Annotated in this window: 6 protein-coding genes; 5 read left to right on the top strand and 1 reads right to left on the bottom strand. The window is 73.2% G+C overall.

Features of this window, described 5'->3' with window-relative positions; all coding sequences use genetic code 11:
* The first annotated feature begins 117 nt into the window (after positions 1-117).
* The 5 genes from DLJ59_RS04005 (at position 118) to serS (ending at position 5,427) form a co-directional block, all read left to right on the top strand.
* The gene (locus DLJ59_RS04005) at positions 118-558 is read left to right on the top strand and encodes a hypothetical protein (protein ID WP_425271387.1); all 441 of its coding nucleotides are present in this window, start codon (positions 118-120) and stop codon (positions 556-558) included.
* Positions 555-1,703: an alcohol dehydrogenase catalytic domain-containing protein gene (locus DLJ59_RS04000; protein WP_124771153.1), complete on the top strand. Its 1,149-nt coding sequence runs from the start codon at positions 555-557 to the stop codon at positions 1,701-1,703. The genes DLJ59_RS04005 and DLJ59_RS04000 overlap by 4 nt, the downstream gene beginning before the upstream one ends.
* Before the next feature lie 51 nt (positions 1,704-1,754).
* A complete protein-coding gene (locus DLJ59_RS03995; protein WP_124771152.1) occupies positions 1,755-2,936 on the top strand; it encodes a saccharopine dehydrogenase family protein in 1,182 nt (393 codons plus the stop codon).
* Between the two features lie 25 nt (positions 2,937-2,961).
* Entirely contained in the window at positions 2,962-4,044 is a 1,083-nt protein-coding gene (locus DLJ59_RS03990) for a DNA polymerase III subunit beta family protein (protein ID WP_124771151.1), read from the top strand.
* 96 nt (positions 4,045-4,140) lie between these two features.
* Positions 4,141-5,427 (top strand): serine--tRNA ligase, encoded by a 1,287-nt coding sequence (serS, locus tag DLJ59_RS03985; protein WP_124771150.1) that lies wholly within the window; start codon positions 4,141-4,143, stop codon positions 5,425-5,427.
* A 143-nt stretch (positions 5,428-5,570) separates the two neighbouring features.
* On the opposite strand, the gene DLJ59_RS03980 is transcribed toward serS, so the two are convergent.
* Positions 5,571-8,714: a discoidin domain-containing protein gene (locus DLJ59_RS03980; RefSeq protein WP_124771149.1), complete on the bottom strand. Its 3,144-nt coding sequence runs from the start codon at positions 8,712-8,714 to the stop codon at positions 5,571-5,573.
* Between the last annotated feature and the right edge of the window lie 18 nt (positions 8,715-8,732).

Below are 8,732 nucleotides of genomic sequence, written 5' to 3'. Positions count from 1 at the left end.
CCCCCGGTCGGCGAGCGGTTACCCGACACAGGCCGGTTCACCCCTTCCGGGCGAGCGCGCTTCACCCGACCGCGACCGACGATCGGGGGACCTGAACCGGAAGGACGGGTGGTACCGATGGGACGGCTGGCGCGGGCGGGACCCGCCCTCGGCGGCGCGGCGCTGGCCGGGGCGGCGCGGCTGCTGCGCGTACCCCATCGGGGTGGGCGGCCGGGAGCGGACGGCGACGGTGCCGCGCCGGCCCGGTGGGAGGTGGTGACCGTCGACCGCGCGCCGGAGCAGGTGCTTCCCGACGGACGCTGGCCGGAGCCGCTGCGCCGCCTGGACGGGGCGGTCGAGGTGCGGGTGCGGCCGGCGCCCGGCGACCGGGGTACCGAGCTGGCCGCCCGGCCGCTGGCGGGCGTCACCCCGCCCACCGGGCTGGCCGCGCACCTGGTCGGCGACGACCCGGGTCTGCTGGTCCGCCGGACGTTACGCCAGATCAAGCAACGGGTGGAGGCCGGTGAGGTGCTCCGCGCGGACCGCTGCGCGCTGGACCGTCCCGAGGCCCCCGGGTGAGAGCGCTGTGCTGGGTGACCGCCGGCGAGCTGGCGGTACGCGAGGTGCCCGACCCGGAGCTGCGCAACGAGCGTGACGTCATCGTCCGGGTGCGGCGCAGCGCCACCTGTGGGGGTGACCTGCCGCTGCTGGCCGGCCGGCACCCGCTGCTGCGGGCCGGCGACGTGCTCGGCGCGGAGTTCCTGGGCGAGGTGGTCGAGGTCGGCCCCGGCGTCCGCCGACACCGGGCCGGCGATCGGGTCGTGGTCGGCGCGGGCGTGGCCTGCGGCGGCTGCTGGTACTGCCGCCAGGGCCTGCACTCCTGCTGCGACAACGGCACTGCCGACTCGGCGAGCACCGACCCCGACTGCGCCCGCTCGGACGCCGGCTGCTTCGGCCGGCCCCGGGCGGCGGGCGGGTTCGCGGGCGGTCACGCCGAGTACGTGCGGGTGCCGTACGCCGACGTGAGCGCGTTCCGGGTGCCGGATCCCGTCGACGACGACCGGGCGGTGTTCGCCGCCAACGCCGCGCCGACCGGATGGCTCGCCGCCGAGCTGGGTGCGGTGCGCCCCGGCGACGTGGTGGCGATCTGGGGCGCCGGGGCGGTGGGCCAGTTGACCGCCCGGGCGGCGGTGCTGCGCGGCGCCGCCCAGGTGCTGATCGTGGACCGGCACGAGGAGCGGTTGCGGATGGCTGAGCGGCACTGCGACGCCGAGCCCCTCGACTACCGCCACACCGACATCGCGGCCGAGCTGCGCGACCGCAGTGGTGGGCGCGGGCCGGACGTGTGCGTGGTGGCGGTCGGCACGCCGCCGGCCCGGTCCATCGCCGACCGGTTCGGTGGCCAGCACACCGACCGACCCGACGCGCTGCGGGAGGCCGTGCACGCCTGCCGCAAGAGCGGCGTGGTGGTGGTGCTCGGCGAGACCGGCGGGTTCGTCGACGCGTTCCCGCTGGGCGCGCTGACCGAGCGGCGGCTCACGCTGCGCGGCGCCGGTCGGCCCGAACCGCGGGACGTGCCGATGCTGCTGGACCGGATGGCCCGCGACGAGCTGCGGACCGAGCACCTGGCCACCCATCACCTGCCGTTGGCGCGGGGCCCCGAGGGGTACGCGCTGTTCCGGGACCGGGCCGACGGTTGCGTACGCGTCGTGTTCACGCCGTGACGCCCCACTCGCGACCGCCTCATCGCCGACGGTGGATGGCAGACTCCGGGGATGGTCGTGGAGCGAACGTACGACGTGGTGCTGTTCGGCGCGACCGGGTTCACCGGCGGCCTGACCGCTGAATACCTGGCCCGGCACGCGCCGGCCGGGCTGCGCTGGGCGCTGGCCGGGCGCAACCCGCAGCGCCTTGCCGCCGTACGGGACCGGCTCGCCGCGATCGACCCGAGCCTGGCCGACCTGCCGCTGCTCACCGCCGATGTGACCGACGCCGACTCCCTGCGGCCGGTGGCGGAGAGCGCCCGGGTGGTGGCCAGCACGGTTGGCCCGTACATCCACCACGGGGAGCCGCTGGTCGCGGCCTGCGCCCGAGCCGGCACCGACTACCTGGACATCACCGGCGAGCCGGAGTTCGTCGACCTGATGTACGTGCGCCACCACGCCGAGGCGACCCGGACGGGTGCCCGGCTGGTGCACGCCTGCGGCTTCGACTCCATCCCACACGACCTGGGCGTGTGGTTCACCGTCAAGCAGCTGCCCGCCGACGTGCCGATCACCGTGGACGGGTACGTGCGCGCTGGCGGCCGGTTCTCCGCCGGCACCTACCACTCGGCGCTCACCGCGTTCTCCCGTACCGGGCAGGCCAGCCAGGCCGCCCGGGACCGCCGGGCGGTCGAGCCACGTCCCACCGACCGTCTGGTCCGGGCGGCGCCGGGCCGGCTGGCCCGCTCGGCGGAGCTGGGCGTCTGGGCCGTACCGCTGCCGACCATCGACCCGCAGGTGGTCCGCCGCTCGGCGGCGGCCCGCCCGGAGTACGGCCCGGACTTCCGCTACCGGCATTTCGCCGCGGTGAAGCGGCTGCCCACCGTGCTGGCCGGCGCCGCCGGGCTCGGCGCGCTGATCGGGCTGGTCAAGCTGCCGCCCAGCCGACGCTGGCTGCTCGGTCGGCTCGCCTCCGGGCAGGGCCCAACAGCACGGCAGCGGGCGTCGTCCTGGTTCCGGGTCCGGTTCGTCGGCACCGGCGGTGGGCAGCGGGTGGTCACCGAGGTCGCCGGCGGTGACCCCGGCTATGACGAGACGGCGAAGATGCTCGGCGAGTCGGCACTGTGTCTGGCGCTCGACGAGCTGCCGCCGACGACCGGCCAGCTCACCCCGGTCACCGCGATGGGTGACGCGCTGCTCGACCGGCTCGTCCGGGCCGGCCTCACCTTCCGGGTGCTGGAGCGCTCGGCTTGACCCTCGACCGGGTCGAGGGGGCAGGATGCCCAGCGTGAGCCACCTGCACAGCATCGGCGAGCTGGCCCGGGCCAGCGGCCTGACCGTCAGCGCACTGCGCTTCTACGACTCGGCGGGGGTGCTGGAGCCGGCCCTGGTCGACCCGGTGACCGGCTACCGCTGGTACACCGAGGAGCAGGTCGCCCCGGCCCGGCTGGTGGCCGGGTTGCGCCGGATCGGCATGCCGGTGCCGCAGATCGCCGCCGCGGTACGCGCCGAACCGGCCGTGGTGCACCAGCTGCTCGACGCGCACCTGCGCCGCCTCGCCGACGGGCTCAGCGACGCCCGCCGCGAGGTCGACCGGCTGCGGGCCCTGGTGGACCCGGTTCCGCCGGCCGCCACCACGTTCCTGGTCTCCCCCGCCGCCCTGGCCTCCGCGCTCGACGCGGTGCGCTTCGCCGTCGGCGTCGACCCGGAGCTGCCGATGCTCGCCGGCGTGCTGTTCGACGTCGAGTCCGACGGCGTCCGGCTCGTCGCCACCGACCGGTACCGGCTGGCGCTGGCTCGGGCCGGGGCCGACGTCGACGGGCCGCCGGTGCGGGTGTTCGTGCCGGTGGCCCTCGTCGACCAACTCCGGCCACTGCTCGACACCGCCGACGGCTGGCCGGTCCGGCTCACCGTGGCGGGCCCGGACCTGCGGGTGCGGGTGGCCGACCGCACGGTGACCGGCACCGCCCTGCCGTACGACTTCCCGGACTACCACCGGCTGCTGCGCAAGGCCGTCGGCGAGCGGCCGACGGCGCGACGCATCCCGGTGGACGTGGCCACGCTGCGCGCCGCGCTGGCCGACCCGGCCGCCCCCACCGTCGCCCGCGAGCACGACGGCACCACCCGGGAGGTCACCGTGCTCGGCGTCGACGACCAGGGCGGGCTGCGGCTGCTCCCCGCCGCCGACCTGGGCACCGACGCGCTGCGGGTCGGGGTGGACGGCGGCTACCTGCTGGACGCGCTGAACGCGGCCGGCGCGCCGCAACTGGTGCTGGAGCTGGACGGGCCGATCGCCCCGCTGGCCGTACGCCGACCGGACGACGCGGACACCTACTCGGTGCTGATGCCGATCCGGCTCTGAGCCGACCGCCAGCACTCCCCGTCCCGGGAGGAAAAGCCCGCGACGGTAGCATCTGGTGGTCCACCTGTGACCCCGGACGGAGGCGTACGGAGCAGCATGCTCGACATGGAGTTGATCCGGAAGGATCGCGAGGCGGTGGCGACCGCGCTGGCGAAGCGTCTGGATCCCGCCGAGGTCACCCGGGCCCTGGACGAGATCCAGCGGCTCGACCAGGAACGCCGCGCCCTGATCACGGAGATCGACGCCGAGCGGCAGCGCCGCAAGGCCGAGGCCCGGGCGTACGCGCAGGCGAAGCGGGCCGGCGAGGATCCGCAGGTCGCCGCGCCGGAGGCGGAGCGTAAGCAGCTCGCCGAGCTGGAATCCCAGCTGGACGAGGTGCAGGCCCGGCTGCGGGACGCGATGAGTGAGCTACCCAACCTGCCCAGCGACGACGTGGTGGCCGGCGGCAAGGAAGCCAACCGGGTGGTGAAGACCTTCGGTGAGCCGCCGGTGATCGAGAAGGTCCGCGACCACGTGGAGCTGAGCCGCGCACTGGGCCTGGTCGACTACGAGCGCGGCGTCAAGCTCGGTGGGTCCGGTTTCTGGATCTACACGGGGATCGGCGCCCGGCTGGAGTGGGCGCTGCTCAACTACTTCGTCGACCAGCACATCAAGGCCGGCTACGAGTTCCTGCTCCCGCCGCACCTGCTGCTGGATTCGGCCGGCTTCGCCGCCGGGCAGTTCCCCAAGTTCTACGACGACGTCTACCACCTGGACTCGGCGTCCGCCCCGCGCGGTCAGTTCCTGCTGCCCACGTCGGAGACGGCGATCCTCGGCGCGTACCAGGACGAGATCCTGGAGACCCCGAAGCTGCCGCTGAAGGCGTTCGCGTACACCCCGTGTTACCGACGGGAGTCGGCCGGTTCGCACTCGGACGAGCGTGGCACGGTGCGCGGGCACCAGTTCAACAAGGTGGAGATCTTCCAGTTCACCCTGCCGGAGCAGGCCGACGCGGCGCTGGAGGAGATGCTCGCCCACGCCGAGAGCCTGGTCGAGGGGTTGGGTCTGCACTACCAGCGCACGCTGCTCTCGGCCGGTGACGCCAGCGCGTCGATGAAGAAGACCCTCGACATCGAGGTGTGGATGCCGAGCACCGGCAAGTACAAGGAGGTGTCGTCGGTTTCCTGGGCCGGCGACTACCAGGCTCGTCGGGCGGCCATCCGTTACCGCGAGCCCGGCGGCAAGCAGACCCGCTTCGTGCACACCCTCAACGGTTCCGCCCTGGCGACGAGCCGGCTCTTCCCGGCCATCCTGGAGCAGTACCAGCAGGCCGACGGCAGCGTCCTGATCCCCAAGGTCCTCCAGGACCGCCTGGGCACCGACCGTCTGACCCCCCTGCGCTAGGCAGCTCCCCGAATCGGTCGACGGGGGCGGGACTGATGCATCCGCATCAGTCCCGCCCCCGCCCATTCGGGCCATCGGTGTCACACCGTGGTCAATCCCGACGCGGAGCTGTTCCGGCTCCTGCGCGGACAGGCGGTGCCGGTTCAGGCACCGAACACCTCCACCGAGGTCAGCCGGGCGTCACCGGACTGCCAGTCGGCGACCGCGATCGCCAGGTACCGCGCGGAGGACCTGGTCGAGATGGTGGTCCCAGGTCGCGGCTTCGGCACCGAGGCGACCGTCACGTAGCCGAGTCCGTCGGCCGAGGTGGCTACGGTGATCGGCCGCCGCCGACCGGGAGTCCAGGTCAGGCGGACCGATGCCAGCTCCCGGAGCGATCCGAGGTCGATCACCATTCGGCCGTTCGGGCCGGGTTGCCAGGCCGTCCCCGGGTCGCCGTCGACGGCGGCCGACGGGTCGGTCATGCCGGCCGGCAGCGGTGACGTCGGGTAGGTCGTCCGAGACCGGGCCAGATCGCTGGTCGGCGTCACCGTCCCACCCGGGAACGCGATTTCCTTGCTGTGTCCAGCGGGGACCGTCACTCGCTGTCGGGCGCCGCCGGGCGCGGACTCCACCTGCACCTTCACGATGTGCCCGGCGGGTGCGGTGATTCGGAGGTGGTGCGAGTCGGTGACGTCGAACCGGGTACCGGCGGGAATCGCCTTCTCCGGCTGTGCCGCGGTCGCGGTGAACCGGGGCGACTCGACGCGTGCGGTCGCGGGGGCAAGGTCGACCTGGTAGGTGGTGGTCCCCGATCCGGTGACCTGACTTCCGTGGTACAGCCGCAGCGTGGCGCCCTGCGAAAGCGTGACGGCCGCTGTCGTGATGTCGTCGTCGGACAGGTTGAACAGGCTCAGGTATCCGTCCGCGTCACTCACCCGCAACGCCTCCGAACCGCCGCTGGGCAGGGTTCGAGACGCCGCGGCGGCCAGGGCCGACCTGCTCGCGCCCGCGTACCCCTCGATGATCAGCCGAGTGCTGCCGGTGGCCGGTCCGCTGGACAGGGTGACGGTGGTGGCGGTCACGGTGATCGGATTCTGGGCGTGGTGGACTACCAGACCCGCTCGTCCGTCGATGTCCAGCCAGGAGCCGGCGATGGTCGGGCTGTCCGGCACAACCGCCGCGTCGCTCCAGTTGGTGCCGTCGAGAGAGGTCTGGATGACGTAGCGGGTACCGTACGCGGCCTCCCAATCCAGGCGTACGCCGCTGATGTCGATGGACTCGCCGAGGTCGACGGCGAGCCAACTGTCCGTGCGACCGCGTTCCTCACGGGCGACCGCCCAGCGGGTGGCGGGGTTGCCGTCGGTCGCGCGCGGTGCGGGGTAGGCCGGGTCGGCGGACGAGGCCGTGGTGGGCCGGCCGATGGCGAGGTCGACCTCGCCCGCGTCGAGCACGGAGAAGGCGAACAGCGAGTAACCGTACTGGTTGGCGGGGGATCGGCCGAGCATCCGCACGTACCTGGCTGAACGAGGCGCGAAGCTGATCTGGTCGGTTCCGCCGTCGCCGACGCCCGATTGCCCAGCCAGGGTGACGGACCCCTGTTCGCCGGTGAAGGTACGGGTGCCGGTGAGCCCGGGTACGCCGGGCATGTCCAGGTTGAACAGGGTGAGCACGCCCTCGTCGGCACTAATGCCGGTGGTGGCGTACACGACCGTACCGGTGGGCAGCGTGACGTATCCGGCGGTGCCGCCGGCGACGCGTAGAACGGTCGCCGTGGCGTCGAGACCGTCGCGGGCCACGGTGTACGCAGTGGAGGTGCGGCCGAGGACCGGCGCGGACTGCCTCGGCAGCAGCGAGGCGGCCCGGGTGTCGAACAACCAGTTGTCGTGGGTGGGCGCCCACTGGAACGAGACGAATCCGGTCTTACTGACCGCCGCGGCGAAGGCAGTCGGGGTTTGGTGGGCGGTCAGCCCGGCTTTCGCCCCGAAGTCCCGGGTGCCCGCCGCCGCCGCGAAGAACGTGGTGCTGGCGACCGGCTCGACCACGCCGCCGTTGGCTGCCCGCCAGGCATGGAAGAGATAACTGATGGCGATTTCGGCCCGGGCTTCGGGCTCGTACTTCGGCTCGCCGCTGAACTTGGTGAGCCGATTCTCAGGCGGGTAGTTCAGGTAGGGCATGAGCCGGTCGGCGAGGTCCGCCTCGGCCCGGGCCGCGTGCCGGTCGCCTTGGACCTGCGCGAGAAAGGCGAGCGGCAGGGCATCACGGCCGTACAGGTGGTAGCGGTCCGCGACCATCGGCATGAAGGGTTCGCCGGCGTCGCTGGCCATCAGCCGCATGGTCCGCCACAGCTCGGCGCCGTTGGGCTGCCGGGTGAGTGCCTCGGGGAGCGGTTCGCCGGCGGTCAGGAAGTGCGCCGCGGTACGACCTGCGGTGCGCCACAGTTCTTCCTGGTAGTGCGGGCCGAAGGAGTCGTGATTCTCGACGAGGAACGTGTCGTAAATGTTGTGGGCGGTGTTCCAGTCCGCGACCGCCCGCCCGTCGACGACGGCGGGGTTGGCGCGGTCGGCTGCCGGTAGCCCGCTCGCGTTGAGCATCCACGTCAGGAACCGCTCGCGCCACGCCGCGGCTGCGGGGTCGTCCGGCGCCCAGGCCAGGCCGGGCGCGATCGCCTGGGCGTAAACCCCCATCTCCTCGAGCTTGGTGTCACCGCTCCAGCCACCGGTGAGGCCGTTCGGCGTCCAACCACCACTCAGCGGGTCGTTGCCGGTGCCGAGGGAATGGGCGTACGCGGCCTGCCCGCGGGCGATGCGGTCGACGTTGTTGCGGGTCACCTCGTCCAGGTCGGACCAGAGCAGTCGGGCGGCCAGGATGAAGTACAGCTCAAAGGTGCTGTCCCAGAAGAGCTGTCGGCCCCACTCGGTGCCGCCGGTGAGCCGGTTGGTGGCCGCGAACCGGCGGATGGTCGCGATGGTACGGGCGTGCAGCGTGTCCCGGTCGACGCCGGCTGCCGCCGCGTCGTACCCGGGCGAGATGAGCAGGACCGCGTTACCGAGGACGACCGCGAACCTGAAGTCCGCGAGGCGGTACGCGTTGATCGCCGGATCCCACTGCTCCTCGGCCCATCGGGTGTGGGCGAGCAGCAGCGCGTGGTAGGTGTTGGCAACCGGGCCAGTGGCCGCAGCCGGTGGCGTGGTGGCGGCTGACGCGGCCTGGGCGGCGGCCGGTCGGGCGATGGCGAGTCCAGCGCCGATGGCGCCGCCAAGCATGAGGAGCCGCCGCCTGCTCAACTCGAATTCGGATATACGCATGGTGGTCCTTCGGTGTGA

It is taken from the genome of Micromonospora inaquosa, from assembly GCF_003857055.1.
GTDB classification, from domain to species: Bacteria; Actinomycetota; Actinomycetes; order Mycobacteriales; family Micromonosporaceae; genus Micromonospora; species Micromonospora inaquosa.
Note: the sequence above shows the minus strand (reverse complement) of the source record. Positions and strands in the feature narration are given on the sequence as shown.

Excerpts from the sequence above, each read along its gene's own strand:
- DLJ59_RS04005 (WP_425271387.1), top strand. The coding sequence starts at position 118 with ATGGGACGGCTGGCGCGGGCGGGACCCGCCCTCGGCGGCGCGGCGCTG.
- DLJ59_RS03995 (WP_124771152.1), top strand. The coding sequence starts at position 1,755 with ATGGTCGTGGAGCGAACGTACGACGTGGTGCTGTTCGGCGCGACCGGG.
- DLJ59_RS03990 (WP_124771151.1), top strand. The coding sequence starts at position 2,962 with ATGCCCAGCGTGAGCCACCTGCACAGCATCGGCGAGCTGGCCCGGGCC.
- serS (WP_124771150.1), top strand. The coding sequence starts at position 4,141 with ATGCTCGACATGGAGTTGATCCGGAAGGATCGCGAGGCGGTGGCGACC.
- DLJ59_RS03980 (WP_124771149.1), bottom strand. The coding sequence starts at position 8,714 with ATGCGTATATCCGAATTCGAGTTGAGCAGGCGGCGGCTCCTCATGCTT.